Here is a 25,078-nt window from a genome sequence, read left to right as displayed (position 1 = left end):
ATGTCTTTCGAACTCCATGGCTTCGATCTTGACGCATTCGTGCGGGACACGCTGGCGGAGGACCTGGGCGAAGGCCTGCCGGGTGGCGGCCGCGATGTCACCGCCGAGAGCGTAATCCCGGCCGATGCGCGCTTCCAGGGTGTCATGGACAGCCGCGATCCCATCGTGGTGGCGGGCCTGCCGATAGCCGAAGCCTTCTTCCGCGCGCTGGACCCGGACATGGCTGTCGAGCTCCTGGTGGACGAGGGGGCCGAAGTCGAACCGGGCACGGACCTGATGCGCCTGTCCGGCAATGCCCGCGCCATGCTGACGGCCGAGCGCAGCGCCCTCAACACCGTGCAGCACCTTTCCGGCATCGCCACCATGGTGCGCGAATATGTGACCGCGATGGATAATCCCGATTGCACGCTGCTCGATACGCGAAAGACCATCCCCGGCCTGCGCCACCTCGAAAAATACGCCGTCCGCATGGGCGGCGGCAGCAATCACCGCATGGGATTGTGGGATGCGGCCATGATCAAGGATAACCACATCCTTGTCGCCGGCAATGTGGGTGAGGCAGTGCGCCGCGCACGCGACGCAGGCGTGGCGGACATCATCTGCGAAGTAGACCGGATCGACCAGATCGAGCCCGCGCTGGAGGCAGGTGCCACGCGCCTGCTGCTTGACAACATGGCGCCCGACACCCTGCGCGAAGCCGTCGCCCTGGTAGATGGCCGCGTCCCGACCGAGGCAAGCGGCGGCATCAATCTCCAGACCATCCGCGCAAAGGCCGCGACCGGGGTGGATTTTGTCAGCGTTGGTCGCCTTACGCAGAGCGCACCGGCGGCCGATATCGGTCTCGATTTCACGCCGGTCTGACCGCTTCTCTTCCGCGAGCGGGCTTTACCAATGCCTGCGGATCGGCCAACCTGCGCCCATCCGGAAGATGAGGGGAAACGCGGCCATGAAACCCGCTTCGATCAAGACATTCGACATATTGTACCTCGGCTCCATCGCGATCACGATCATCGCGACCGTGCTCGCCTGGGACGGGCTGATGGCCGCGACCAATGCCGAGCTCGCGCGGCAGGGCATGGAAATGGGTGAGGGCACGAACACGCTGGCCATGATCAGCGCGGGCTTCGGGATCGGCATCGTCGTGGTAATCCAGCTGCTGCTGTGGGCCGGTGCTTCCATCTGGCGCGCAGGATGGGTCAAATGGCTGATCGCCGCGCTGGCGCTTTACAGCCTGGCCACCTTCTTCATCGGTTTCGGCGGCGACATCACGCTGCGCACCGTGCTGGTGGCCGCTGCCCGCCTGATGGCACTGGGCGCTGCAGCCATGCTGTTCAGGGCCGATGCCAAGGCATGGTTCGCCAAGGACAAGGCCTGAGCCGCTTGCGCGGGCATCTGGCTGCGATTGCGGCGGCCGCGGGCCTGCTTTCTCCGCTCCACGCGGCGGCGCAAGCCTATCAGTGCCGCGTACCGCAATCGGGCGTCACCGTGCCCGACATCCGGCCGCAGGGTCGCCCCCGGGAGATGCCGACCGAGGGGTATACACTCGCGCTCAGCTGGTCGCCGGAATACTGCCGCTTCCGCAAGGACAGCCGCCGCGACGCGCGGCAATGTTCCGGACAAGGCGGGCGCTTCGGCTTCGTCGTTCACGGGCTTTGGCCGGACGGGCCCGGCGATCGTTGGCCGCAATGGTGCCCCAACCGCCGCGACCTGCAGGCGGAGGAGGCGCGCCGCAACATGTGCATGATCCCCGATGCGCGGCTGCAGGCGCGGCAATGGGAGAAGCACGGCAGCTGCCGCTTCTCCAGGCCGGAAACCTATTACAAGGTGACGCGCATCCTCTGGAACAGCCTGCGCTGGCCCGATTTCGACCGGCTATCCCGCAAGCGCGGCCTGACCGCCGGGGACATCCGCGAAACCTTTGCGCAGGCCAATCCCTATTGGGAGCCGGAGCATGTCGGGCTGAAGCTGAATTCGCGCGGATGGCTGCAGGAGATGCGGCTGTGTTACGGCGCGGATTTCATGCCCACGCGGTGCGAGGCGCATCAGTTCGGCCCGCCAGGCAGCGCACGCGCGAAGATCTGGCGCGGGCTCTAACGCCGCGCGGCGAAGAAGTCGCGCAGGATGGCGGAGGCTTCGTCTGCTCCCATCCCGGCATAGACTTCCGGCTTGTGATGCGCCTGAGCATGCTCGAACACGCGCGCGCCATGCTCCACGCCGCCGCTCTTGGGATCGGACGCGGCGTAATACAGCCTGCCGATGCGCGCATGGGCGATGGCGCCGGCGCACATGGCGCAAGGCTCCAGCGTGACATAGAGATCGCATTCGGACAGCCGCTCCTGCCCCAGGTGCCGTGCCGCATCGCGCAGGGCGCGGACCTCGGCATGGCCTGTCGGGTCGGGCGGATCGCGCGTCACATTGCCGCTGGCCGCAATCACGCGCCCGTCATGGACAACAACCGCGCCAACCGGCACTTCGCCCGCCGCGGCCGCCTTTGCCGCTTCTTCCAGCGCGAGCTGCATGGGTGAGGGTAAGGGCCAGCGGGTCATGGCGCGGAGCTATACCGGCGCCTGCCCGCACGCAATGCTGCACGCAGGCGTGCGGCAATGCTTGACGATTCGCACCATGGGGGGTAAGCGCGCCGCTTCCCGGATAGAACCGTATTTTATTGAGAAGAGACGAAGCATGTCGCGCATCTGCGAACTGACCGGCAAGGGCCGCCTGACCGGCAACAATGTGAGCCACGCCAACAACAAGACCAAGCGTGTGTTCCTGCCCAACCTGCAGAACGTCACCCTGCTCAGCGAAAAGCTGGATCGCGGTTTCAAGTTCCGTGTGTCCACGCACGGCCTGCGCTCTGTCGAGCACAATGGCGGGCTGGACAATTGGCTGCTGAAGACGCGCGACGAGAAGCTCTCGGCCCGCGCGCTGAAGGTGAAGCGCGAGCTCAAGAAGGCTGCAAAAGCCGAAAAGGCCGACCAGGCCGCATAAGCACTCCGTCGCTACGGCGATCAGAAGACCCGCCCGCAGCCTGGCTGCCGGCGGGTTTTTCTTGTTCTTCCATCCGCTGAGGTGTGGCGCCCATTTCGGGCGATTTCAGTCCAGTTGGGCGCGAGCCCTGTCGTAAGCCTCGAATACCGGCGCCAGCATCTCGTGATAGGGCGCGGAGGATCCAAGGCCGCGCTTGTTGATTGGCTCGCGCACCTGCGCCGCGCTGTTGGTGATGACGGCCCGCTCGGTCTTGTGGGGTGCCAGCATGGCATCCTGCAGGTCCAGCCCGCAATGCGCGGCAATCGCGGCAATCATCGCCGCGCTGTCCTCAACCAGCTCGGTGAACTCGGTCACCAGCAGGCGGTCACCCAGCAGGCCGCGCCAATGTTCGAACAGCGCATCCTCCATGGCGAAGTGCGCGCCCAGCCCTTCCAGGCTCTGACTCCAGCTCACGCCGGTCAGGAAGAAGCTTCGGAAGGCAGACCAGGCGCAGTCGTGCATGTCGCGGCGCAGCCACACGAAACGGGCCTGCGGGAACATTGCCGCAGCCTGCGCGACGTAGCGGCTGGTGCTGAGCGACTTGTCGACCAGGCGGCCGTTGCCGAAACGCTCTGCAGCCAGGCGGCTGTAGAAACCCGCCGGGGTTTCCGGGCCGGAATAGCGGGCGATGGCGTCCACACCGGGCCCGCCGACGAGGCGCGCGACCTGCGGCAGCAGCTCGAGCTCACCGCCACCGCTGACTAAATCATGACTGGCCAGGATTTGCTCGACCAGCGTGGTCCCGGATCGCGGCAGACCGGTCACGAAGATGGGTCCGCGCGCATCGCCAGCGGCCGGCGTCCCCAGTGTCTCGATCGACAGGTTCCGCCGAGCCTCGGCCAGGTCGGCGGCGCGGTCGTAGGGACGCAGGCTTTCCAGCACCGCGCCGGACGCAGCATATCTGGCAAAAGCCTCGGCGTGGTCGCCCTGCTTCTCGTGTACGCGGCCGAGCGCCGTCTGGAGGGCCGCGGCGGACATGGTGGGCGGACCATTGGCAGTCTGTTTCGCGGCGAGCAGCTTTTCGCTCCACTCCGCGTCCAGCCCGCCCGCCATTGCCAGCCCGAGCCACGCCTCACCCGATGTTGGATCGAGGGTAAGGGCCTGCTGGAAATGCGAGCGTGCGGCCGGAAGGTCGCCAAGGTTCATGCGCAGAGTGGCGCGGGTGTAATGGTGGTTCAGGCGGTCGGGGACGGTCTCCGGCAGGGCCTGCAGGATCTCGTCAGCGACTTGCGGGCGGCCGCTGCGGGCATAGGTCGCAGCACGCTCGAACTCCGACCCCGGGCCGGGTACCTGCCGGGCCAGCGCATCGGCGGCGCGGCGGGCAAGCTCGTACTCGCCATCGTTCAGCATCACTTGCGCCACGGCCTTCCACTGCCCGGCAAGCCTTGCGCCCGCATCGAGCATGCCGGCCGCGTTCTGGCGGACGCCGACCCGGTCCTGCCGCTGCAACGCGGCCACGAAGGCTGCGGGGCTGGCAGGCGGGTTCATGCGGCGCCGCTGGGTCCGTAATAAGCGGTGAGGAAGGGCTTCATGTGTTCGCGATAAGGCTCGGCTGCACCAATACCCTTGCGGTTAATGGGCTGGCGAACCTGCATCGCGCTGGCCGTGCTGACCGCGCCGTCGCTTTCGTAGAAACGCGATTGCGCCTCTTCCGGATCTAGCCCTGCGTGGCGCGTGATCTTCTCGATCCACTCTTCGGGCGCGGCCACCAGCTCTTCATACGGCACAGTCAGCAGGCGGCCGCCAAGCTGGGCCTGCCAATGCGCGTGAAGGCGGTCTTCGGTCTTCATGTGATGGGCGATGGCTTCCTGCGACCAGCCTGAGATGGCAGCATTGGCCATCCAGGTGCGGAAGATCGACCATGCATTCTCCAGCGGGTCACGGCGCAGCCAGATAAACCGACCTTGCGGGAAGAGGGCAGCATAGGGTCCGAGCGAGCGCGACTGGTTGAGCGACTTGTCGACCAGCATTTGCGAGCCGGGCACCCGTTCTGCCGCGAGGCGAAGGTACAGCGCCTGCGCCTTCTGCAGCGAGGCGTCGTTCGCGGCGGCGTAGGCATCGAAATCCTTCGGTGCGAAACCGCCGATTTCGGCCTCCAACTGGCGGGCGAGACCCAGTTCGCCGCCGCCATCGACGGCGGAATGCGAGGAAAGGATCTGCTCGACCAGCGTGGTTCCGCTGCGGGGTAGGCCGGTCACGATGGTAAGCGGCCGTTCGGCTTCAGCCGGGTCTTTCCCGAGGCTAATCATCCGATCAATTGCCGCGCTGTCCCATGCGCTTGCGATGCGAGCGGAAGCTTCATTGTCGGGAGCGCTGTATGCGCGGGCATCCTTGGCAGCCCTGGCCTGTTCGAAATGGCCAAACGCCTTGTCGTGGTTGCCAGCACGGTGCGCCTGCATGGCGAGAGCCTGGTGGGCCGCGGCACGGTCGGTACCGTCAGCGAAGGCGTTCGTTTCGATCTGGCGGTGGATGGCAGCAAGGTCCTCAGCCGACAGACTGCCGATCTGGGCAAGTCCCAGCCATGCCGCGCCGGCGGCCTGGTTGACCGACAACGCTCGGCGATATTCGCGTTCTGCGTCATCGTTGCGGCCGAGGTTCCAATAGAGCGACGCCTTCAGGTAGGCGTTGGCGATGGCGTTGGGTTGGTCAGCGGGCAGCTTTTCAACCTTTTCCAGCGCATCGGCCGCGCGCCCGACGCGGCTGAGCAGGATGGCCTTCTCGTAAGCGATGGCGGGCGCCGTTCCCCCCTGGCCTGCCCAACGATCAAGCGCCGCGAGAGCGAGATCGAGCTCTCCCCAGCGGAAAACCTGTTGGGCGAGGCCCTGCCATTGCGGTCCGACCGGCGCATTCATCTGAACGAGCGTGCGCGCGCCCGCGATGGTGGATCGTCGATCATCCTGCTGCACACCGGACTTATAGGCAGCGGCTGCAATCTGGAGTCCGTTGGTATTCAATTGACGTCTCACAAAAAGAAAGGGGCGACCGCATGGCCGCCCCTTCCGTATCTAGTTTGCTGCCCCGTTTGGGGCAACCGGCATCAATCGCCGCCGTAACGCAGGGCCAGCGTGAAGCGGACCGAACGCGGAGCCTGATAGCCGCGAACCTTCTTGTAGTTCGGGTTGATACCGCCGAAGCCGATGTCACCGAACTCGTTGAAGTCGAGCTTGGACTGCCAGTTGAACACGTTGAAGATGTCCACACGGAAGTAGCTGTTGCCGATGTTGCGAAGCGGCAGCAGGTCGAAGCGAACGCCGAGATCGACACGCTTGTTCCAGTCCGATTCAAACGCCGAGCTACGCGGCACCAGGACAGAGCCCTGACCGTTGCCGATCGGCTGGCTCGGGTCGCCACCGAATTCCGGCTGACGGCAGTAGAACGATGCAGCGCCATACGAATATTCGAAGGCGGAGGAGTCGTTCTGGTAGTTACCGATACAGCTGAACTTACGCGGCGACTGGACAACGACGTTGGTCGAGATGTCGAGCCATTCCAGCGGCTGGATGTGACCGTAGAACTTGAACGAGTGCTCGCGTTCGTTGGCCAGCGGGCCGAAGGCACCATCCAGGAAGCCCGGCTGGTCGAAGTCCTGCGTAAGGCCGGCGTCGGACTGGTTGTTGTCCGACTTAACCGCACCTTCGAAGTTACCTTCGAGCTTGGTCCAGACGTAGCTGAAGTTGAAGCCGTAGAGACCGTCGAAGGACTTATCGACCACGAATTCCACCGCGTCATAGTCACGGATGGCTTCCGGGTAACCCAGCTGGGCTGCCGTCAGGGTCACGACGTCACACTGGCCAGCGATCGAACAATCGCCATCCAGACGGACGGTCATGTCCTTGCCGGGGTTGGTCAGCACGTACTGGTGGAAACCGGTCCACTCCGTGGGGCAGCCTGCGATGCCGTTGGCGGCGCAGTATGCGATCACGGCGGCGTCGATGGCTACGTCTTCCAGCGTCTCACCGAGACGACGGTTGATGTAGTTCACGCCGAAGGTCCAGTCGTCGATCTTGTGCTCGACACCGATGATGAACTCGTCGGTGTAGCTCGGCTGCAGGCTGGCGTTGACCAGCGTGTCTGTCGGGCCAAGCGTCCCGTCAGCGAACACTGCGCGGCAAACACGGCCTGCATCCGGCGTACCGGCGGGGCAGGTTGCGCTACCGAACAGGAAGCTGTTGGGCGAGGTGCCGAAGTTGGTGACTTCGCCATCAGCACCGACGGTGTAGAAATCCGGAATACCGTCACCGTCGACGTCGGGCGCGGAGCCGTAGAAGTCGAGCAGCAGGTAGTAGGATTCCGAACCGGCGAGACGGATGTTCGTGTTCGTCGCGATCGGCAGGAAGTAACGACCCCAGAAGCCGGTCAGCTTCGTACGGCCATCACCGAACACGTCGAATGCGGCACCGATACGCGGGCCCCACTGGTCACCGGAGTCGTAGTAAAGCTCGCCATTCTGCGTGTAGTTGCGGAAGCGATCGTTACGCAGACCCAGCTGCAGGTTCAGGCGGCCATCGAACAGCGACCAGTCGTCCTGGATGTAGAACGCCCGCATGTCGGTGTTGAAGGAACCTTCGTTGAAGTAACGATAGGCCAGTGCGAAGCGGCTACGGAAATCGTAGCGGTAGCCCGAACCCGTGTAGCGCGTGGTTTCCGACGCCGTCAGGTCTTCGTAATCGAAGCCGAAACGGAAGTGGTGCTCACCCAGGAAATCTACATAAACGTCGGCATCTGCACGGTAGAAGATACGGTCGTTCAGGTCGTTCACGTCACCGGTGACGGTGCCGTATGCCTGGCGGGTCGTGCCGAGACGCGTGATGGCCGAGCTGACGTTCGGATCAGCGACCTGCGTCGACTTGTCGTGGTTCTCACCATAGGAGAGCGACAGCGTGAACCAGTCCGTGAAGGAACCGGTGTAGGTCACGATGAAGTTGTCGCCACCGAAAGTGTTGACCACGTTACCGAGAATGCCGCCCGTCAGGCCGGCACCGCCACGCGCATCATAGATGGCGTATTCGGTTTCCTGCGTCTGGTCGTCGCGGAAGTAGGTACCTTCCAGACGGTGACCGTCAGCAATCACGAAGTCCAGCTTGCCGCCGAAGAACGGGGAGTCGCTGGTCGTGGTCAGGCGCTGGCCGCTGGGGGCCGTGCCGGTGCTGACGCCTGCGCTGGTGCCGGCCGACTTGAAATAGCGCGGCTGGTACAGAGCGTAGAAGAACAGGCGGTCCTTGATGATCGGGCCCGAAGCATACAGCGAAGCGTCATAGCTTTCGCTGAAGTCATCGTCGTTGAGCGACAGAACGTCGTCACCGGCGATCAGCGGGTTGTCCTGGAAGGTGTTCGGCGAAGTCGAACGGCCCCAGTTGGGGTTATACGTGGCGACAACACCGAATTCGAATTCGTTGGAACCCGACTTGGTGGTGGCCGAGGTCACACCGCCCAGCGCGCGACCGTATTCGGCCTGGTAGCCGCCGGTCTTGACGTCGAGGGTCTGGTAGAATTCGAACGGAATGATCGAACCGCCGAGGAAGTTACGGAAGTCCGTGATGTTCAGGCCGTTCACGTAGTAGGCGTTCTCAGCGACGGTTGCACCGCCGATGGAGACCAGGCTGCCGAAGCCGCCGTCACCTGCCGTCGTACCCGGAGCGAGAAGGATCAGGTCGTTCGCGTTACGCGAAACCGGAATGTTCTCTGCCAGGTCTTCGACGTCCAGCGTGATACCCGTCTGGGTGGCGCTGAAGTCGACGGTCTGCGTACGAATGCCGAGAACGACGATTTCGTTGCCGCCGTCAGCAACAGCAACCGCTTCGCCGGTGGCGATGTAGCGGTAGTTGTTGGTCTGACCAGCAACGACGCGTGCGCCGCGGTCTTCAACCAGCGGCGTGCCGTTCTGCGAAACGACAACGGTGTAGTTGCCGGTCGGCAGAGCGTTGACGGTGAAACCGCCGTTTGCGCTGGTGGTGGTGGAGTTGCTGAAGCCCTGTGCGTTCGAAGTCACCGTGACTTCTGCACCGGCAACCGGGTTGCCAGCTTCGTCGACCACGGTGCCCTGAAGCACACCGCGGGTGTAGTCCTGCGCTGCCGCAGGAGCAGCCACTGCAACCATGCCCGCGCCGACACCGACGATGGACAGTGCCTGCAGGCAGCTGGCGCTCTTAAGAGCAGATTTCTTGAGGAAAGATTTCACGTTCCAGTCCCTTTTTCCCGAAGGCCGTCGCGGATTATGCGACGGTTCCTGACATTTCCTGACTTCTTCCTGCGTGCGATGCGACACGAGTTGCCACACCACGGACGCACGACTCCCGTCCGGAAAATGATGCGCCCGAATGGCGGCAAAGCGGGGTCCACCACAAGGGGCACTTGCAGCTTGCGTTAAGATTGGGCGGGCGTTGTCACCAATTTGCCACACTACCGCGCGCGCCTTGCGAAAGCCGCGGCCTCACTGGGAAAGGACGCCTGTACGCAATATTGTTGCGCGATCTGGCGGTCATGCGTTGCATTCCAGCACCAGCGTTTCTTAACCGCCTGAATCGCCGGGCGAAGCTTCAGTCCATCGGTCCAGTGAACAGCAGCGGGTCGAGCCGCGCATCGCGCCATTTCAGGCCCCAGTGGAGGTGCGGGCCCGTTGCCCGGCCGGTCGAGCCTATGTTGCCGACATACTGGCCCTGCCGAACAACATCGCCGGTCTGCACCGCGATTCGCGAGCAATGCAGGAAGGCGCTGTTGAGGCCCTGCCCGTGATCGATGATCAGAAGGTATCCCTCCAGGCTGAAGGGGGTCTGCGTTGCCAGGACGACAACCCCGTCGGCCGGGGCGACGAAGGGCGTGCCGCTCTCACCCGTCGCAATGTCGATGCCCGAGTGATAGCTGCCCGGCTCCCCCCGATAAATGCGCTGCGATCCGAATCGCCCGGAGATGCGCCCCTTCACGGGCCAGATGAAATCCTGTTGCCAGCCATCGCTGTCCGCGTTGACGCGGCGTGCGGCGTTGATCTGCGCCAGCTCGGGCCGGCGACGCTCCATGAAGCTCGCGCTGGGCCCGCCGGAGCGGCGCGCGACATTCACGCGCTCTATATTCCACTCGCGCGGGGAGACTGCCACCGGACTGCTGATCGTGCGCCCGTCCGCCAGGGTGGCGACGAGGCTGGTCTGGCTGGCGGCATCGCGGTCGAATGCGGCGAAGAACATGCCGGCCTCGTCCAGCACCAGCGCCTGCTCGCCCAGCCGCGCCGAGACAGTGCCCGCCGGGGCCTGACCGCGGATCCAGCCGCCCTGCGTCAGCTCACCGCTGAAGAGGAAGGTGGTGGGGCCGACGGGCGTAGGTGTCGGGGTCGGGGTCGGCGCGGGTGTCGGCAGCGCCTGCGCCACGATGGTGGGGCTTGGCGATGGCGAGGGCGTGCTATCCGGCTCCTGCGCGCCGGGGATGCAGGCAGAGAGCGATACGGCGGCGATACCTGCGACGAGGGCGATGCGCATCAGGCCGCGCCCGGCGCGAGCCGTTCGGCGGCCTGCGAGGGCCCGGCATAGGCCTCCTGCCGCTCCACGCACCAATATCGCAGCTCTTCCAGCGGGACAGCCAGTCCGCTCACCGCGCAAACGACATGGTCGCCGGGTTTGACGACGCGAAAGCCGTTCGGGCCGTAAAGGAGCGTGGCGGGCTTGTTTCCGGAATTCATCAGCATGCGCGGCAATTTAGGCGCGGGGGCGAGTGGCGGCAAGGGCGTGGGTGGCCCGGCCTGTCCGAAGCAGCATCAGAACAGGTCGCCCTGCCGCTTTGCTGCCTCGCCGGTGCTGGGTTTGCGGGGCCTGGGACGGGCCTTCAGCGGCGGCGCGTCGCCGGGGGCGACCTGCAGCCTGCCATCGGCGAATTCCAGCGTCAGGACCGGCTGCTTGCCCGCCAGGTCGCGGCTGGCGATGACTGGCAGGTCCGGCGCGCTGACAAGGGCATAGCCGCGTGCGAGCGGCGCCTTGGGGTCAAGCTGGCGGCGCACGCGCTCCATGGCATCGAGGCGCGACGTCGCATCCTCAAACTTGCGGGTCAGCAAGGCGGGCGAGAGCCGAGCCTGCGCCAGCCGGCCGGCCCCGTCGCGAAGGGCGCGCTGCAGGATTGCGGGCGAGAGGCGCGCCGCCTGCAGCCGCTCGCGCCCCTTCGAGGCCCGGTCCGCCAGGCCGCGGCGAAGGCGTTCGGCGGCATCGTCCAGCGCCTGCTGCTGGGGCTGGAGAAGGGCATCGGGCCGGGGCAGGCGCTCGGCCCGGGCGGCCAGCCGCTCGCGGCCCAGCTGCACGGGGCGCAGGATGGCGCGTTTCTGCCGCGCGGCGAAGTCCGCCAGGGTGGCGACAAGCTCCCCGCGCACCGGCACCGCCATCTCCGCCGCCGCCGTGGGCGTGGGCGCGCGGCGGTCCGCAGCATAATCGGCCAGCGTCGTATCGGTCTCGTGCCCCACCGCGCTGATCACGGGGACCGGCGAGTCGGCGATAGCACGCACCACCACCTCCTCGTTAAAGCTCCACAAATCCTCGATCGAGCCGCCGCCGCGCGCCACAATCAGCAGGTCCGGCCGGGCATCCACCTCCATCGCGCCGAAGCCGCGCACGGCGGCCGCCACCTGCTCGGCGCTGCCCTGCCCCTGCACCATGACGGGCCAGACGAGCACTTCGCTCGGAAACCGGTCGGCCAGGCGGTGGAGGATATCGCGGATTACCGCGCCCGTGGGGCTGGTGACCACGCCGATGCGGCGCGGGATGAAGGGCAGCGCGCGCTTGCGATCCGCGTCGAACAGCCCCTCGGCCTGCAGTTTCGCCTTGGTCTTTTCCAGCAGCGCGAGCAACGCGCCCTCGCCCGCAATCTCCATACTGTCGATCACGATCTGGTATTTGGAGCGGCCGGGATAAGTCGTCAGCTTGCCGGAGGCGACCACCTCGATCCCGTCTTCGGGGCGGAAGGAAAGGCGCTGCGCATTGCCCTTCCACATCACGCCGTCGATCACGGCTTTTTCGTCCTTCAGCGCGCAGTACATGTGCCCGCTGGCCGCCCGCTTCACGCCCGAAAGCTCGCCGCGCAGCTTCACATGGCCGAAACGGTCCTCGACGGTGCGCTTCAGCAGCGAGGAAATCTCGGTGATGGAGAAAGGCGCGGAATTGTCGCCCGCGCGGCCCTTCGCTACCAGTCCTGACGCATTTTCATCCGAAGTTTCTGGAGCGGCCATGAATATCCTTCTGCTGGGCTCGGGCGGGCGCGAACATGCGCTGGCGTGGAAGCTCGCGCAATCCCCGCGCTGCGATACACTCTACGCCGCGCCCGGCAATCCTGGCATTGCGGAAGAAGCGGAGCTGGTGGCGCTGGACGCCGCCGATCACGCCGCAGTGGGCGCGTTCTGTGCGGAGCATTCGATCGGCATGGTGGTGATCGGCCCGGAGGCGCCGCTGGTGGACGGGCTCGCAGATTCCTTACGCGCCGAGGGCGTGCCGGTCTTCGGACCCGGGCGCGCGGCGGCGCAGCTGGAAGGCAGCAAGAGCTTCACCAAGGCGCTTTGCGACCGGGCGGGCATCCCCACGGCTGGCTATGTCCACGCGGCCTCGCTGGAGCAGGCCATGGGAGCGTTGGACCGATTCGAGCCGCCTTACGTGCTGAAGGCCGATGGCCTTGCTGCGGGCAAGGGCGTGGTCATCCCCGAAACGCGCGCGGAGGCCGAAGCGGCGCTGGCCGGCATGTTCGGCGGCCAGTTCGGCAGTGCGGGCGCGGAAGTGGTGGTCGAGGAGTTCATGCGCGGGGAGGAGGCGAGCCTCTTCGCCATTACCGACGGCACCAGCGTGGTCCCCTTCGGCACCGCGCAGGATCACAAGCGTGTGGGCGAAGGCGACACCGGGCCCAATACTGGCGGCATGGGCGCGTACTCCCCCGCGCCCGTCCTCACCGCCGATCTTGAAGAGCGCGCCATGGCGGAGATCGTGCGCCCGACGGTGGCGAAGCTGGCCGCAGAAGGCACGCCCTATTCCGGCGTGCTCTATGCCGGGCTGATGCTGACGGAGGACGGCCCGAAGCTGGTGGAATACAATTGCCGCTTCGGCGATCCGGAATGCCAGGTGCTGATGATGCGCTTTGCCGGAGACCTGGTGGAGGCCATGCTGGCCTGCGCCGAGGGACGTCTGGCCGACCTGCCCGCGCCGGAATTCTCGGGCGAGACCGCCCTGACCGTAGTGATGGCCGCCAATGGCTACCCCGGCACGCCGGAAAAAGGCGGCGCGATCGACCTGCGCGATGCGGAGGCGAAGGACGCCAAGGTCTTCCACGCCGGCACCGCGATGAAGGACGGCGCACTGGTGGCAAACGGCGGCCGCGTGCTGAACGTCACGGCGACGGGCGCGAATGTGACCGAGGCGCAGGCGACGGCCTACGAAGCAGTGGACGCCATCGACTTCCCCACCGGCTTCGTGCGGCGCGACATCGGCCATAATGAAATCCGGCGCGAGGCGGAACGGGATCGGGGGTGAGCGCACGCTCTGCGCCAGACGGCCCGAGCCTGGCTGAGGATGGCTGCGAGCACTTTCCACTGTTTGCTTCGGCAGAAGTGGAGCGCTTCCCGGTTCCCTCACTGCTCAGTCAAGGCAGGCGACCAGGTATGCGTCTGACTAGTCATTCCGACATAGCGGGTTGGCTCAAGCCAATTTCGAACCGGCTTTTGGCTTTTGGCGCGAAGGATTTTCGCCCCGTGCGTGCCGTGCTGTTCGACAAGTCGGCTAATACGAATTGGGCTTTAGGTTGGCATCAGGACAGAACCATCAACGTGGAGGAACAGCGTCCGGTGGAAGGGTTTGGGCCATGGTCGCGGAAAGCGGGCGTCCTGCATGTCGAACCCCCGTTTGAAATCATTGAACGCATGCTGACACTGCGCATCCATTTCGATGATACGCCTAAGGCCAACGCACCTTTAGTCGTTGCTTGCGGATCCCATCGACTTGGAAAGATCGCAAGCGGGCACGCCAACGTAGTGGCTGAGGCGTGCCCCGCGATCGAATGTGTCGCAAGCCGAGGCGACGTCTGGCTCTATGCGACTTCAATACTGCACAGCTCAAAACGCGCCTCTAGGCCGGACCGAAGACGCGTACTTCAAGTCGATTTCTCAGCTGACAAACTGCCCGGCGGCCTGAAATGGCTGGGCCTAGCTTGAGGCTGCAGGTTGAGACGGCTTCTTGAAAGAGCACCGGTGCACGGGTCTCGACCAAGGCAACGGCGAGGCGGCTCGTCGCTGCACTACAGCGGTTGCGTGAAGCCAGTCGGGCCGGTCAAACCATAGATCGGACCAGCGTCACCGCCCATGAAGCACCAAAGTCTGTCGCAGGCCTTTCACCATTAGGCCGCGCCCAGCCCGCGCCCGAATACTCAGCCCTTCTCAGCGATCAGCTTTGCGAGGTCCGCCTCCGGCCGCGCGCCGTAGTGCGAGATGACTTCCGCCGCGGCGATGGCGCCGTAGCGCAGGCAGGTTTCCAGCGGCTTTTCCTGGACGTGGCCGTGGAGGAAGCCGGCGGCGAAGAGGTCGCCTGCGCCGGTGGTGTCGACGACATGTTCGACCGGCTCGGCGGAAACCTCGGCGCGTTCGCTGCCCGCCAGCGCAACCGCGCCTTCGGGGCCGCGCGTCACGACCAGCGTGGGCACTTTGTCCTTCAGCGCGGCGATGCCGGCTTCGAAATCGTCCTCACCCGTCAGCGCGGCAAGTTCGGTGTGGTTGGCGAAGAGGATGTCGATCAGGCCATCTTCGATCAGGGCGCGGAAATCGTCGCCGTGGCGGTCGATCACGAAGACCTCGGACAGGGTGAAGGCGACCTTGCGCCCGGCCTTGCGGGCCGCCTCGATGGCGCGGCGCATGGCAGCGCGCGGCTCTTCCGGATCCCACAGATAGCCCTCGAGATAGAGGATCTTGGCGCCGCCGATGGCTTCCTCGTCCAGTCGCTCGGCGGGGAGGAACTGGCTTGCGCCGAGGAAGGTGTTCATCGTGCGCTCCGCATCGGGGGTCACGAAGATCAGGCAGCGCGCCGTGGCGGGGGAGCCGGTGCGGGCGGGCGTGTCGAAATCGATGCCCACGGCGCGGATGTCATGCGCGAAGACCTCGCCCAGCTGGTCGTCCGCGACCTGGCCGATGAAGGCGCACTGGCTGCCCATGGCGGACAGGCCCGCCAGCGTGTTGGCCGCGCTGCCGCCGGAAATCTCGCGCGCCGGGCCCATGGCATCGTACAGCGTCTTCGCGCCGTCCTCGTCCACCAGCGTCATGCCGCCCTTGTTGAGGCCCAGCTCGTCGATCAGGCCATCCTCGCACGGGGCCATCACGTCCACGATGGCATTTCCGATGGCGATCACATCGTAACGGGGCTGGGTCATTGGTCGTCCTGTCTATCCGGTTGGGAGGGCCGCTTGTCTGGCAGGCGGCAAAGCGGCGTTGACTTGGCCGCATCGCCGCGCAATCGCAAGGGCCTATGTCCCAGATCCTCTCCGCATTCCTCCTTGGCCTGCGCCAATTGGGCGATTCCCGCGTGCTGGCGATCCTGTTCAAGAGCATCGCCGCCAGCCTGGTGCTGTTCGTGATCGTGGCCGTGGCGGGCTGGTATGCCTTCGACTGGGCGATCGGCGCGCTGGGCCTGTCCGACACGCTGTTTGCGGGCGCAGGCGTGGTGCGCGAGGCGCTTTCCCTGCTGCTCGCCCTGGCAGGCCTGTGGCTGACATGGCGCATCGTGGCGATGGCCGTGATCCAGTTCTATGCCGACGACGTGGTGGAGGCGGTGGAAGCGCGCTTCTATCCCGAGGCTGCCGGTCGTGCCCGCACGCCGCCCCTGGCAGAGCAGGTCCGCGCCAGCCTGAAGGCCGCCGGGCGCGCGCTGCTGGCCAACCTCATCGCCCTGCCCTTTGCCATCGCCCTGCTGGTGACCGGGGTGGGGACCTTCGCCCTGTTCCTGGTGGTGAACGGCGTGCTGATCGGGCGTGAGCTGCAGGACATGGTCTGGCAGCGGCATCACGGCGCGATGGGTGTCGCAGCGGGTGGTGGCGCACATCCGCTGGGCAAGATGCAACGCTTCCTGCTGGGCGGGATCACCGCCGCCATGCTCGCCATACCGGGCGTCAATTTCCTCGCCCCGCTGCTGGGCGCGGCGAGTGCGACCCATCTGATCCATCGCAAGGATGCAACCGCAAATGCGCGCTAAGATCGCCCTTCTCCTGACTCCGCTGGCCGCAGCCTGCGCCAGCGTGCCCGATGCCCCGCAGCAGGCCCGCCCCGTGCCGCCTCGCCCGGAAGCCTCGCGCCCGCCGCCGCAGCAGTCGGTGACGCCGGCAGCCCCCGCCGGGTTCCTGCAGCCGCAGGTCCTGCGCATGCGCGGGCTGGAAGACGTGATCGAGCGCGACCGCGCCGCGCTGGTCGGTCTGTTCGGCACGCCGCGGCTGGATGTGGTGGAAGGCGATGCCCGCAAGCTGCAGTTCAGCGGCGAGGCCTGCGTGCTCGACGTCTATCTCTATCCCATGAGCCCGGGGGCAGAGCCGGTCGCGACCTATGTCGATGCGCGGCGCTATTCCGATGGGCTGGATGTGGACCGCGCGGCTTGCGTGGAAGCGTTGCGGCAGCGCTAGGCCGCCAGCCGCGTCACACCATGAAGCTTTCGCCGCAGCCGCAGGCGCCCTTGGCGTTGGGGTTCTCGAATACGAAACCGGCGGAGAAGTCGTCCTCCACCCAGTCCATCGTGCTGCCGATCAGGTAAAGCACGCTCGCCCCGTCGATGTAGAACGTGCCGCCCGGCGTCGCGATCTTCTCGTCGAAAGCCACTTCCTCGGTCACGTAATCGACCGAATAGGCAAGGCCCGAACAGCCCCGGCGCGGGGTGGAAAGCTTCACGCCGATGGCGTCGGCAGGCGCCTTGGCCATCAGGTCCGCAATGCGTTGCTCGGCGCGCGGCGTCAGGTTGACGGCGGCTTTGGGGGCGGGGCGGGTGCTTGTCGCGGTGTCGGTCATGTCAGTGCCTTTTGCCAGAACATGGCGGTGCCGGTGCCAGCGTCCAGCGCGTAATCGCCATAGCCGCAGCGCTGGTAGAGGGTCTTTGCCGTATCGTTGCCGCTCAGCACTTCCAATGTGACCTTGCACGCGCCGCGCTTCAAGGCCTCGGCATCGACGGCCTCCATCAGGGCGCGGCCGATGCCCTTGCCGCGGTGTCCCGGCAGCACGGCCATGTCATGGATGTTCACCAGCGGGGCCGCGTTGAAGGTGGAAAAGCCGGTGAAGCAATTGGCAAGCCCGACGGCCGAATCGCCGAGCCGCGCGATCAGGGAAAACGCCCCGGGCACCTGTGCCAGCGATGGCACGAGCCGGGCGCGGACATCTTCCGGCAAAGGCTCTCCGCCGCCCATGGCATCGCAGGCATATGCGTCCAGCAGGGTGACGATCGCCGCCGCATCGGCAGGATCGCCGTAATCGGCAAGCGCGACGGTCACCTCGGGCGCGGCCGTGCTCACAACATGCCCAGTTCGAGGCGGGCTTCGTCGCTCATCTTGGCCGGGTCCCATGGCGGATCGAAGGTCAGGATGACTTCGGAATCGCGGACGCCCGGCACGGCGCCTGCGCGCAGCTCGACCTCGGCAGGCATGGATTCCGCCACAGGGCAATTGGGCGTGGTCAGCGTCATGGTGACCTTCACGTCTGCATCCTGCGTGACATCGACCGCGTAGATCAGGCCGAGATCGTAGATATTCACCGGGATTTCCGGGTCGTAGATCTCCTTCAGCGCGGCCACGACAGCCTCATAAAGCTCTCCGCCCGGTTCGCCGGACGAGACCGTTTCCGGCTTCTTCTGGAGGAACCCTTCGAGGTAATCCTTCTTGCGCTCCAGCTTCTGCGGCGCAGATTCCTCCACCGCATCGTCGACCCTGGCACGCGCAGGCTTCGCCACCTCGGCAACCTGCTCATTGGGCGGCGGCGCGGCGATGTAATCCTTGGTCGAGCTTTCCTCGCTCATAATCGAATTCCTCAGGCGAATATCTTTTGTGTTCTCTCGATGCCGCGCACCAGCGCCTCGACATCGCTTTCGTCGCTGTACAGCCCGAAACTGGCCCGCGCCGTGGCGGGAACGCCCAGGTGCTCCATCAGCGGCTGGGCGCAGTGATGACCGGCGCGGATCGCGACATTCTCTTCATCCAATATGGTGCCGAGATCATGCGGATGCACCCCCTCCATTGCGAAGGAGAGAATTCCGGCAGATTTTTCGGGGCCCAGCAGGCGGATGGAATTGAAGTGGCTCAAAGCTTCGCGCGCCTTGCGCACCAGCCGTGCCTCATGCGCGAACAGGTTCTCCATGCCAAAGGCCTCGGTGTAATCCACGGCAGCATGGAGTGCGATCGCCTCCGTGATCATCGGCGTCCCGGCCTCGAAGCGCTGAGGGGCGGGCGCATAGGTCGTGCCGCCGAAATCCACCGTGTCGATCATGGCGCCGCCGCCCTGCCATGGGGGCATTTCGTCCAGGATCTCGCCCCGCGCCCACAGCACGCCGATGCCGGTCGGGCCGTAGAGCTTGTGGCCGGAGAACACGAAGAAGTCGCAGCCCAGCTCGGCCATGTCGAGCCGCATGCGCGGTGCGCTCTGGCAGCCGTCCAGCAGCAGCTTTGCGCCAACGGCATGCGCGGCCCTCGCCGCCCTCTTCGCGCCAAGGATCGAGCCGAGCACGTTGGAGACATGGGCCAGCGCGACCATCTTGTGCCGCTTGGTCAAATTCGCTTCCAGCCAGTCGAGGTCGATCAGGCCGTCCTCGGTCAGCGGGCAGACGTCGATCTCGGCGCCGACACCCTCTGCCAGCATCTGCCAGGGCACGATGTTGGAGTGATGCTCCAGCTGGCTGAGCATGATACGGTCGCCCTCGCCGACATTCGCCTGGCCCCAACTTTGCGCCACAAGGTTGATGCCCTCCGTCGCGCCGCGCACGAAGACGATCTCGTCCTCACTCTCCGCGCCGATGAACTTGGCGACACGCTTGCGCGCAGCCTCGAAGCCCAGCGTCATGTTGGCGGAGCGGGAATAGACCCCGCGGTGGACCGTGGCGTAATCTTCGCCCAGCGCGCGGCTCATCGCATCGATCACTTGCCTTGGCTTCTGCGCGGTGGCGGCAGTGTCGAGATAGTGCCACGGCTGGCCGTCTGCCGTCAGCAGGCCGGGGAAATCGGCGCGCACCTGATCCCCAGCGGAGGCTGGGGTCTCTTTCAGGCCCGTGCCAGGCCGAAGGAGGTTCCCGCCTTCGCGGGAACTCATGGAAGCGGGACTACCCATCACAGGTGCCGGTCCAGCTTGTCGAGCGCCACGCGCATCAGCCGCTCGCGCGCTTCCTCGTCATCGTCCAGCGCCACGAAGGCATCGCCGATGAAAGCCTGTACCAGCAGGCGGCGGGACTGTTCGGGAGAGAGGCCGCGCGTCGCCATGTAATAACGTGCGCTTTCGTCCAGCTGGCCCACGGTCGCGCCATGCGCGCACTGCACATCGTCGGCAAAGATTTCCAGCTGCGGCACGGCATTCACGCTCGCGCCCTTCTCCAGCAGCAGGCCCTTGAAGTCCTGCGCTGCATCGGTCTTCTGGGCATCGCGCACCACGTCGATCCGGCCGAGGAAATTGCCCGTGCCCTGCCCCCAGTGAACGCTGCGGATCACCTGGTTGCTGGTGGCATTCGGCTCCTCATGCGCCACGCGGGTGACGAATTCGCGCACCGTGTCGCGCCCGCCCACAGTCACGCCGCCAAATTCGAAATGCGCGCCATCCTCCAGCATCACCACGGTCTCGACCCGGCCAAGGTGGCCGCTGGCGATCACCGCGAACAGCTCGCACCGCGCGCCTTTCCCGATCGTCACGCGCAGCCGCGTGAGCAGCGTATCGTCCGACACGCCGCCCTCGTCCTCGATCACCAGCAGCTCGCGATAGGTCTCGCCCGCCGGCACCTCGATATCGCGCCACTGGTCGAAGCGGCCAAGGTCCATGCCCTCAAGCGCGTCCGTATCGGAATAGCGCCAGGCCTCGTCCTTACGCGTGGGGAGGAGGATGCTCTGGGTCATGCAGGCTCCGCCATGACCGCGTCATAGCCTTCGCTTTCAAGGCGCAGGGCGATGTCCGGCCCTCCGGTCTTCACGATCCGGCCATCGGCCAGGATGGAGACCTTGTCCGGCTGCACCACGTCCAGCAGGCGCTGGTAATGGGTGATCAGCAGCACGGCCTTGCCGCTGGCGCGCATGATGGAATTGATGCCCTCGCCCACCACGCGCAGCGCGTCGATGTCGAGGCCGCTGTCCGTCTCGTCCAGCACGGCGAATTTGGGATCGAGAATGCCCATCTGTACCATCTCGGCGCGTTTCTTCTCGCCGCCGGAGAAGCCGACATTCACGTTGCGCTTCAGCATTTCCATGTCGAGGCCGAGCAGCGCGGCCTTTTCCTTGGCCAGCTTCAGGAACTCGCCGCCCGACAACTTCTCTTCGCCGCGGTGCGCGCGCTGGGCATTCAGCGCCTCGCGCAGGAACTGCACGTTGGAGACGCCGGGAATCTCTACCGGGTACTGGAAGCCCAGGAACATGCCTGCTGCGGCGCGCTCATGCGGCTCCAGCTCCAGCAAGTCCTCGCCATTGTACGTGACGGTGCCGCCCGTGACTTCATAGCCCGGGCGCCCGCCCAGCACATAGGCCAGCGTGGACTTGCCCGCGCCGTTCGGCCCCATGATCGCATGGATCTCGCCCGCCGGGATTTCCAGCGTCAGGCCCTTGAGGATTTCCTTACCGTCAATCTCGGCGTGGAGGTTTTCGATTTTCAGCATTCGATCAGTCTCATTCAAATTTCGTCATTGCGAGGAGCCGAAGGCGACATGGCAATCCATCTTCCGGGCTTGCGTACAGGCGCAGCGGTAGGAGATGGATTGCTTCGCTCCGCTCGCAATGACGGTGAACCTATCCGCGTCACCTGCGCCCCCTTGGCGGGCCATTGCCATCGCGGTCATAGCGTGGGCGGCTCTGGCGCGGGTTTTCGGCGAGGTGCTTGCGGCGGGCATCGGCCTTGTCGGCGATGCGCATGCGCATGCCGGCGGCGATCCGGGCGAGCGTGTCGTCCATATGCTCGAGGATGGCCTCGGGCGTGATCCGCATCACGCGGATGCCGACCGACTCAAGGCTCTTGTCGCGGCGCCGGGAAATGGTCGGGTCAGCCTCGGGGTCGTCGATAATGATCGCCATGCCGAGGTTGTGGCAGTTGAAGTCCACGATGGCGCTGCCGACCACGGCGAAGCGCTTGAAAGTGTATTTGCCGAAATCCGCCTTGGCGAAGCGTTCGGCCAGCGCCGTATGCGCGGGCGAGGCAAAGCGCTTCATCTCGCGCGCACGGTCATGCAGCGCGTCGAGCCGCTTGTCGCTGATTTCCCAGCCGCGCCCCTTCTTCTTGAGCGCGGGCGCTTCGGCATCGTCGGATGGCGGGCGCAGGTTGAGGGTTTTGCGGTCAGTCATTTTCTTGTGCCGAATGCCAACGAAGACTTTTTGCAAACTCTTGGCTGCGTCTATGAACGAACTGAATTTTCTCTTCAGGCAACATCTCGTTCGGCATCCAAACCGCGCATTCCCAATAGATCACCTCGGCGAGCGCGCGCGATTCACTGCTGCTCAGCTTTTTGTCCAGTTTGGCCAATTGATCATTCGCCTTCTCACCCAGGCATCGTTGGTGATCAATCAACCAAGGCGCTGGAGTTTCTGCATGCGCTGCAAATGAAGCAAAAAGAAGCGCAATTCCCATGAAGAGTCGCATCACCCCACACTCCCTTCGAGCGAGATCGCCAGCAGCTTCTGCGCCTCGACCGCGAACTCCATTGGCAGTTCTTTCAGCACTTCCTTCGCAAAGCCGTTGACGATCAGGGCCATCGCCTCTTCCTCGCCCAGGCCGCGTTGCATGGCGTAGAAGAGCTGGTCGTCGCTGATCTTGCTGGTGGTCGCCTCGTGCTCGATCTGTGCGGATGGATTCTTCACCTCGATATAGGGCACGGTGTGCGCGCCGCATTTGTCGCCGATCAGCAGGCTGTCGCATTCGGTGCGGTTGCGCACGCCTTCCGCGTTCGGACCCACGCGGACGAGGCCGCGATAGGTGTTGTTGCTGTGGCCGGCGGAGATGCCCTTGGAGATGATCGTGCTGCGCGTGCCCGGCGCATTGTGGATCATCTTCGTGCCGGTATCGGCCTGCTGGTAATTGTTGGTCACCGCGACCGAGTAGAACTCGCCCACGCTGTCGCGCCCGTTGAGCACGCAGGAAGGATATTTCCACGTCACCGCACTGCCGGTTTCCACCTGCGTCCAGCTGACCTTGCTGCGGTCGCCCTGGCACAGCGCGCGCTTGGTGACGAAATTGTAGATCCCGCCCTTGCCCTCGGCATCGCCCGGATACCAGTTCTGCACAGTGGAATACTTGATCTCCGCATCCTCCATCGCGACGAGCTCGACCACTGCGGCGTGGAGCTGGTTCTCGTCGCGCATGGGCGCGGTGCAGCCTTCGAGATAGCTGACGTATGAGCCCTTTTCGGCCACGATCAGCGTGCGTTCGAACTGGCCGGTATTCTCCGCATTGATGCGGAAATAGGTGCTCAATTCCATCGGGCAGCGCACGCCTTCGGGAATGTAGACGAAGGTGCCGTCGGAAAAGACCGCGGCATTGAGGCAGGAGAAGTAATTGTCACGCTGCGGCACCACCTTGCCGAGCCACTTCTTCACCAGCTCCGGATATTCCTTGATCGCCTCGGAAATGCTGCGGAAGATGACGCCCGCCTTCTCCAGCTCCTCGCGGAAGGTGGTGGCGACCGAAACGCTGTCGAACACCGCATCCACCGCAACCTTGCGCGCATTCTTCACGCCCGCGAGCACTTCCTGCTCGCCCAGCGGGATGCCGAGCTTGTCGTAGACTTCCTTGATCGCCGGATCGAGATCGTCGAGCGAATCCAGTTCCGGCTTCTTGGTCGGCGCGGCGTAGTAATAGGCGTCCTGGTAATCGATTTCCGGATAGCCAAGCTTGGCCCAGTCCGGCTCCTCCATGGTCTGCCAAAGGCGGAAGGCCTTCAGGCGCCAATCCAGCATCCATTCCGGTTCACCTTTCTTGCCGGAAATGAAGCGGACGGTGTCCTCCGTCAGGCCCTTTTCGGCAAATTCGGTGTCGATTTCCGTCGACCAGCCATGCTCGTACTCTGCGGCCTTGGCGGCTGCATCATGCGCTTCCTGGTCCTGCATCGGGGCGAGATCGTTCATGCCATTTCCCTCGCGCCTGCCAGCTGCGTCAGCGGGATGTCCGCCAGCGCGCCGCGCAGGGCATTGTTGATTACCGGCCAGTGCGGCTTCACGCTGCAGGTGTGGTCCACCGCGCAATCCGCGCCGTCCACGCATGCGGTTAGCGCGATGGGGCCTTCCACCGCTTCCACGATATCGGCCACGCTGATCGCCGCCGCCGGGCGCGCCAGCTGCAGCCCGCCGCCCGCACCGCGCATGGAGCGGATCAGGCCGGCGCGGCCAAGCAGGCTGACCACCTTCTGCACCGTGGGCACGGGCAGGCCGGTTTCCGCCGCCAGCTCTGCCGCCGACACGCGCGATCCGCCACAATGGCGCGCGGCGGCGCACATCGTGACGACGGCATAATCGGCCATGCTGGATAGGCGCATTGCGGGGTCCTGGCGGTTAATCGGAGTGATTCGTTCCGGTTTCCAGCTAGGGAGCGCGCCCACCCCCTTCAAGCAAAACCGACTGTTGCGAATCACTCTCAATCCCGCAGGATTGCTGCAATTATCGCGAAAAAAAAGGGGCGGCGCCGAGATCGGAGCCGCCCCCTTGGAAGTCGAGAACTCGATGGCGTTCGCCAAGAGCCCTTCGGGTCGCAGCGGTGTCATTGCACGAAAATGGAATAAACAATTGTAAAAATGCGTCACGCATTGTGCCTGCATACGATTGCTGCGCATTTTCTCTGCGAAAGACAGGTGTCGACAGCCGCCCACCGGTTTGCCATGCGCGCTTCCCATGCTCTTCAAGCTGGCCCGGCCCGTCATCTTCGCGCTCGATCCCGAACGCGCGCACCGCCTCTCCATCGCTGGGTTGAAGGCCCTGCCCGGCAGGGCCGCGCCCGCGGCTGGGCCGCTCGCGACAGAAGTGGCCGGGCTGCAGTTTCCCAATCCCGTCGGCATGGCCGCAGGCTATGACAAGGATGGCGAAGTCCCCGATGCGCTGATGGGTCTGGGCTTCGGCTTCGCGGAGATCGGCTCCATCACGCCGCTTCCCCAACCCGGCAATCCGAAGCCGCGCCTGTTCCGGCTGGTGCAGGACCGCGCGGTCATCAATCGCATGGGCTTCAACAATGGCGGGATGGACGCAGCTTTCGCTCGCCTCGCGCGGCGCAAGCGGGACGGCAGCGGCGTACTGGGCGTCAATGTCGGCGCCAACAAGGATGCGGCGGACCGCGTCGCAGACTATGTCACCGGCATCACGCGCTTCTCCGGCGTGGCAGACTATATTACGGTCAATATCTCCTCTCCCAATACGCCGGGCTTGCGAAACCTGCAGGCGAAGGGTGAGCTGGAAGCCCTGCTGGAAGCCATTGCTGCTGCGCGCCAGCCGGAAACACCGCCGGTCTTCCTGAAAGTCGCGCCGGACCTCGAGAGCGGCGATCACGAGCGCATCGTGCGGGCCGCGCTCGATAATGGCATCGCGGCCCTGATCGTTTCGAACACGACCATCTCGCGCCCATCGCTGCAATCGGCGGATGCCGGGGAGGCAGGCGGCCTGTCCGGTGCGCCGCTGAAGGCTTTGGCGCTTTCCCAGCTTCGCCGCTTCCGCGAGATTGCGGGCGACACGCTGCCGCTGGTTGGCGTCGGCGGGATCGCCACGGCCGAAGATGCCTGGGAGCGGATCCGCGCCGGGGCGAGCCTGGTGCAGCTTTACAGCGCAGCGGTCTATCGCGGGCCCGGCATCGCGCGCTACATCACCCGCGGGCTGGAGCGGCTCATGCGCGCGGACGGCTTTGCCTCCATTGCCGAAGCGGTGGGAAGCGAATAGCACC

Annotated in this window: 27 protein-coding genes; 9 read left to right on the top strand and 18 right to left on the bottom strand. The window is 65.2% G+C overall.

Translation table 11 applies throughout. The features are described 5' to 3' along the window. The 3 genes from nadC to A6F65_RS02420 all read left to right on the top strand — a co-directional run bounded on the left by nadC (nt 1) and on the right by A6F65_RS02420 (nt 2,094). Complete coding sequence (gene nadC, locus A6F65_RS02430) at nt 1–861, top strand: carboxylating nicotinate-nucleotide diphosphorylase (RefSeq protein WP_067785581.1); 861 nt, start codon at nt 1–3, stop codon at nt 859–861. A gap of 85 nt (nt 862–946) precedes the next feature. Then, nucleotides 947–1,375: a hypothetical protein gene (locus A6F65_RS02425; RefSeq protein ID WP_067785578.1), complete on the top strand. Its 429-nt coding sequence runs from the start codon at nt 947–949 to the stop codon at nt 1,373–1,375. A gap of 5 nt (nt 1,376–1,380) precedes the next feature. Further along, entirely contained in the window at nt 1,381–2,094 is a 714-nt protein-coding gene (locus tag A6F65_RS02420) for a ribonuclease T2 family protein (RefSeq protein ID WP_237164860.1), read from the top strand. On the opposite strand, the gene A6F65_RS02415 is transcribed toward A6F65_RS02420, so the two are convergent. After that, entirely contained in the window at nt 2,091–2,546 is a 456-nt protein-coding gene (locus A6F65_RS02415) for a nucleoside deaminase (protein WP_083989160.1), read from the bottom strand. The two genes, A6F65_RS02420 and A6F65_RS02415, sit on opposite strands and share 4 nt — an antisense overlap. 136 nt (nt 2,547–2,682) lie before the next feature. Here A6F65_RS02415 and rpmB point away from each other — a divergent pair, with 136 nt between their 5' ends. Further along, on the top strand, nt 2,683–2,988 hold the full coding sequence (gene rpmB, locus A6F65_RS02410; protein WP_067785569.1) for a 50S ribosomal protein L28: 306 nt from the start codon (nt 2,683–2,685) through the stop codon (nt 2,986–2,988). A gap of 105 nt (nt 2,989–3,093) precedes the next feature. On the opposite strand, the gene A6F65_RS02405 is transcribed toward rpmB, so the two are convergent. The 6 genes from A6F65_RS02405 to xseA form a co-directional block, all read right to left on the bottom strand. Continuing rightward, entirely contained in the window at nt 3,094–4,515 is a 1,422-nt protein-coding gene (locus A6F65_RS02405; RefSeq protein ID WP_067785566.1) for a tetratricopeptide repeat-containing sulfotransferase family protein, read from the bottom strand. Continuing rightward, nucleotides 4,512–5,981: a tetratricopeptide repeat-containing sulfotransferase family protein gene (locus tag A6F65_RS02400; protein WP_067785563.1), complete on the bottom strand. Its 1,470-nt coding sequence runs from the start codon at nt 5,979–5,981 to the stop codon at nt 4,512–4,514. Before A6F65_RS02400 ends, A6F65_RS02405 begins: the two co-directional genes overlap by 4 nt. 83 nt (nt 5,982–6,064) lie before the next feature. Next, a complete protein-coding gene (locus A6F65_RS02395; RefSeq protein ID WP_067785560.1) occupies nt 6,065–9,205 on the bottom strand; it encodes a TonB-dependent receptor in 3,141 nt (1,046 codons plus the stop codon). A 358-nt stretch (nt 9,206–9,563) separates the two neighbouring features. Then, nucleotides 9,564–10,493, bottom strand: a complete 930-nt coding sequence (locus A6F65_RS02390; protein WP_067785557.1) for a M23 family metallopeptidase — start codon at nt 10,491–10,493, stop codon at nt 9,564–9,566. Continuing rightward, a complete protein-coding gene (locus A6F65_RS02385) occupies nt 10,493–10,699 on the bottom strand; it encodes a DUF2093 domain-containing protein (RefSeq protein ID WP_067785554.1) in 207 nt (68 codons plus the stop codon). The genes A6F65_RS02390 and A6F65_RS02385 overlap by 1 nt, the downstream gene beginning before the upstream one ends. A gap of 69 nt (nt 10,700–10,768) precedes the next feature. Further along, entirely contained in the window at nt 10,769–12,223 is a 1,455-nt protein-coding gene (gene xseA / locus A6F65_RS02380; protein ID WP_067785552.1) for an exodeoxyribonuclease VII large subunit, read from the bottom strand. On the opposite strand from xseA, the gene purD reads away from it, so the two are divergent. Both purD and A6F65_RS12650 read left to right on the top strand, forming a co-directional pair. Further along, complete coding sequence (purD, locus tag A6F65_RS02375) at nt 12,222–13,508, top strand: phosphoribosylamine--glycine ligase (protein WP_067785549.1); 1,287 nt, start codon at nt 12,222–12,224, stop codon at nt 13,506–13,508. The genes xseA and purD overlap by 2 nt on opposite strands. 128 nt (nt 13,509–13,636) lie before the next feature. Beyond that, nucleotides 13,637–14,185 carry a phytanoyl-CoA dioxygenase family protein gene (locus A6F65_RS12650; RefSeq protein WP_083989159.1) on the top strand — a complete coding sequence of 183 codons (549 nt, stop codon included), beginning with the start codon at nt 13,637–13,639 and terminating at the stop codon, nt 14,183–14,185. A 212-nt stretch (nt 14,186–14,397) separates the two neighbouring features. On the opposite strand, the gene A6F65_RS02370 is transcribed toward A6F65_RS12650, so the two are convergent. Then, the gene (locus tag A6F65_RS02370; RefSeq protein ID WP_067785546.1) at nt 14,398–15,390 is read right to left on the bottom strand and encodes an adenosine kinase; all 993 of its coding nucleotides are present in this window, start codon (nt 15,388–15,390) and stop codon (nt 14,398–14,400) included. A 95-nt stretch (nt 15,391–15,485) separates the two neighbouring features. On the opposite strand from A6F65_RS02370, the gene A6F65_RS02365 reads away from it, so the two are divergent. Together A6F65_RS02365 and A6F65_RS02360 are read left to right on the top strand one after the other, a co-directional pair. Then, nucleotides 15,486–16,208: an EI24 domain-containing protein gene (locus tag A6F65_RS02365; protein WP_083989158.1), complete on the top strand. Its 723-nt coding sequence runs from the start codon at nt 15,486–15,488 to the stop codon at nt 16,206–16,208. Further along, nucleotides 16,198–16,629 (top strand): hypothetical protein, encoded by a 432-nt coding sequence (locus tag A6F65_RS02360; protein WP_067785543.1) that lies wholly within the window; start codon nt 16,198–16,200, stop codon nt 16,627–16,629. Before A6F65_RS02365 ends, A6F65_RS02360 begins: the two co-directional genes overlap by 11 nt. Nucleotides 16,630–16,642: 13 nt before the next feature. On the opposite strand, the gene A6F65_RS02355 is transcribed toward A6F65_RS02360, so the two are convergent. From A6F65_RS02355 to A6F65_RS02315, 10 genes are all read right to left on the bottom strand, one after another. Then, nucleotides 16,643–17,008 carry a HesB/IscA family protein gene (locus A6F65_RS02355; protein WP_067785540.1) on the bottom strand — a complete coding sequence of 122 codons (366 nt, stop codon included), beginning with the start codon at nt 17,006–17,008 and terminating at the stop codon, nt 16,643–16,645. Next, nucleotides 17,005–17,505: a GNAT family N-acetyltransferase gene (locus tag A6F65_RS02350; RefSeq protein ID WP_237164858.1), complete on the bottom strand. Its 501-nt coding sequence runs from the start codon at nt 17,503–17,505 to the stop codon at nt 17,005–17,007. The genes A6F65_RS02355 and A6F65_RS02350 overlap by 4 nt, the downstream gene beginning before the upstream one ends. Then, on the bottom strand, nt 17,502–18,005 hold the full coding sequence (locus A6F65_RS02345) for an SUF system Fe-S cluster assembly protein (RefSeq protein ID WP_067785534.1): 504 nt from the start codon (nt 18,003–18,005) through the stop codon (nt 17,502–17,504). Before A6F65_RS02345 ends, A6F65_RS02350 begins: the two co-directional genes overlap by 4 nt. Before the next feature lie 11 nt (nt 18,006–18,016). Further along, nucleotides 18,017–19,288, bottom strand: a complete 1,272-nt coding sequence (locus tag A6F65_RS02340; RefSeq protein WP_157093021.1) for a cysteine desulfurase — start codon at nt 19,286–19,288, stop codon at nt 18,017–18,019. A 17-nt stretch (nt 19,289–19,305) separates the two neighbouring features. Further along, nucleotides 19,306–20,079 carry a SufD family Fe-S cluster assembly protein gene (locus A6F65_RS02335; protein ID WP_067785530.1) on the bottom strand — a complete coding sequence of 258 codons (774 nt, stop codon included), beginning with the start codon at nt 20,077–20,079 and terminating at the stop codon, nt 19,306–19,308. Beyond that, entirely contained in the window at nt 20,076–20,828 is a 753-nt protein-coding gene (sufC, locus tag A6F65_RS02330) for a Fe-S cluster assembly ATPase SufC (protein WP_067785527.1), read from the bottom strand. The genes A6F65_RS02335 and sufC overlap by 4 nt, the downstream gene beginning before the upstream one ends. A gap of 139 nt (nt 20,829–20,967) precedes the next feature. After that, nucleotides 20,968–21,507: a DUF559 domain-containing protein gene (locus A6F65_RS02325; RefSeq protein ID WP_067785524.1), complete on the bottom strand. Its 540-nt coding sequence runs from the start codon at nt 21,505–21,507 to the stop codon at nt 20,968–20,970. Next, complete coding sequence (locus tag A6F65_RS12815) at nt 21,500–21,805, bottom strand: hypothetical protein (protein ID WP_157093020.1); 306 nt, start codon at nt 21,803–21,805, stop codon at nt 21,500–21,502. Before A6F65_RS12815 ends, A6F65_RS02325 begins: the two co-directional genes overlap by 8 nt. Then, nucleotides 21,802–23,283, bottom strand: a complete 1,482-nt coding sequence (gene sufB / locus A6F65_RS02320) for a Fe-S cluster assembly protein SufB (protein ID WP_067785521.1) — start codon at nt 23,281–23,283, stop codon at nt 21,802–21,804. The genes A6F65_RS12815 and sufB overlap by 4 nt, the downstream gene beginning before the upstream one ends. Beyond that, on the bottom strand, nt 23,280–23,690 hold the full coding sequence (locus A6F65_RS02315) for an SUF system Fe-S cluster assembly regulator (RefSeq protein ID WP_067785519.1): 411 nt from the start codon (nt 23,688–23,690) through the stop codon (nt 23,280–23,282). The genes sufB and A6F65_RS02315 overlap by 4 nt, the downstream gene beginning before the upstream one ends. A 352-nt stretch (nt 23,691–24,042) precedes the next feature. Between A6F65_RS02315 and A6F65_RS02310 the strand changes: the two genes are divergently transcribed. After that, a complete protein-coding gene (locus A6F65_RS02310; protein ID WP_067785516.1) occupies nt 24,043–25,074 on the top strand; it encodes a quinone-dependent dihydroorotate dehydrogenase in 1,032 nt (343 codons plus the stop codon). The last annotated feature ends 4 nt before the right edge of the window (nt 25,075–25,078 follow it).

Source organism: Paraurantiacibacter namhicola, assembly GCF_001687545.1.
Lineage (GTDB): Bacteria > Pseudomonadota > Alphaproteobacteria > Sphingomonadales > Sphingomonadaceae > Paraurantiacibacter > Paraurantiacibacter namhicola.
This window is presented reverse-complemented; position numbering and strand designations above follow the sequence as displayed.

Excerpts from the sequence above, each read along its gene's own strand:
- nadC (WP_067785581.1), top strand. The coding sequence starts at position 1 with ATGTCTTTCGAACTCCATGGCTTCGATCTTGACGCATTCGTGCGGGAC.
- A6F65_RS02425 (WP_067785578.1), top strand. The coding sequence starts at position 947 with ATGAAACCCGCTTCGATCAAGACATTCGACATATTGTACCTCGGCTCC.
- A6F65_RS02415 (WP_083989160.1), bottom strand. The coding sequence starts at position 2,546 with ATGACCCGCTGGCCCTTACCCTCACCCATGCAGCTCGCGCTGGAAGAA.
- rpmB (WP_067785569.1), top strand. The coding sequence starts at position 2,683 with ATGTCGCGCATCTGCGAACTGACCGGCAAGGGCCGCCTGACCGGCAAC.
- A6F65_RS02405 (WP_067785566.1), bottom strand. The coding sequence starts at position 4,515 with ATGAACCCGCCTGCCAGCCCCGCAGCCTTCGTGGCCGCGTTGCAGCGG.
- A6F65_RS02390 (WP_067785557.1), bottom strand. The coding sequence starts at position 10,493 with ATGCGCATCGCCCTCGTCGCAGGTATCGCCGCCGTATCGCTCTCTGCC.
- A6F65_RS02385 (WP_067785554.1), bottom strand. The coding sequence starts at position 10,699 with ATGCTGATGAATTCCGGAAACAAGCCCGCCACGCTCCTTTACGGCCCG.
- purD (WP_067785549.1), top strand. The coding sequence starts at position 12,222 with ATGAATATCCTTCTGCTGGGCTCGGGCGGGCGCGAACATGCGCTGGCG.
- xseA (WP_067785552.1), bottom strand. The coding sequence starts at position 12,223 with ATGGCCGCTCCAGAAACTTCGGATGAAAATGCGTCAGGACTGGTAGCG.
- A6F65_RS12650 (WP_083989159.1), top strand. The coding sequence starts at position 13,637 with ATGCGTCTGACTAGTCATTCCGACATAGCGGGTTGGCTCAAGCCAATT.
- A6F65_RS02370 (WP_067785546.1), bottom strand. The coding sequence starts at position 15,390 with ATGACCCAGCCCCGTTACGATGTGATCGCCATCGGAAATGCCATCGTG.
- A6F65_RS02365 (WP_083989158.1), top strand. The coding sequence starts at position 15,486 with ATGTCCCAGATCCTCTCCGCATTCCTCCTTGGCCTGCGCCAATTGGGC.
- A6F65_RS02360 (WP_067785543.1), top strand. The coding sequence starts at position 16,198 with ATGCGCGCTAAGATCGCCCTTCTCCTGACTCCGCTGGCCGCAGCCTGC.
- A6F65_RS02355 (WP_067785540.1), bottom strand. The coding sequence starts at position 17,008 with ATGACCGACACCGCGACAAGCACCCGCCCCGCCCCCAAAGCCGCCGTC.
- A6F65_RS02345 (WP_067785534.1), bottom strand. The coding sequence starts at position 18,005 with ATGAGCGAGGAAAGCTCGACCAAGGATTACATCGCCGCGCCGCCGCCC.
- A6F65_RS02340 (WP_157093021.1), bottom strand. The coding sequence starts at position 19,288 with ATGAGTTCCCGCGAAGGCGGGAACCTCCTTCGGCCTGGCACGGGCCTG.
- A6F65_RS02335 (WP_067785530.1), bottom strand. The coding sequence starts at position 20,079 with ATGACCCAGAGCATCCTCCTCCCCACGCGTAAGGACGAGGCCTGGCGC.
- sufC (WP_067785527.1), bottom strand. The coding sequence starts at position 20,828 with ATGCTGAAAATCGAAAACCTCCACGCCGAGATTGACGGTAAGGAAATC.
- A6F65_RS02325 (WP_067785524.1), bottom strand. The coding sequence starts at position 21,507 with ATGACTGACCGCAAAACCCTCAACCTGCGCCCGCCATCCGACGATGCC.
- sufB (WP_067785521.1), bottom strand. The coding sequence starts at position 23,283 with ATGAACGATCTCGCCCCGATGCAGGACCAGGAAGCGCATGATGCAGCC.
- A6F65_RS02315 (WP_067785519.1), bottom strand. The coding sequence starts at position 23,690 with ATGCGCCTATCCAGCATGGCCGATTATGCCGTCGTCACGATGTGCGCC.
- A6F65_RS02310 (WP_067785516.1), top strand. The coding sequence starts at position 24,043 with ATGCTCTTCAAGCTGGCCCGGCCCGTCATCTTCGCGCTCGATCCCGAA.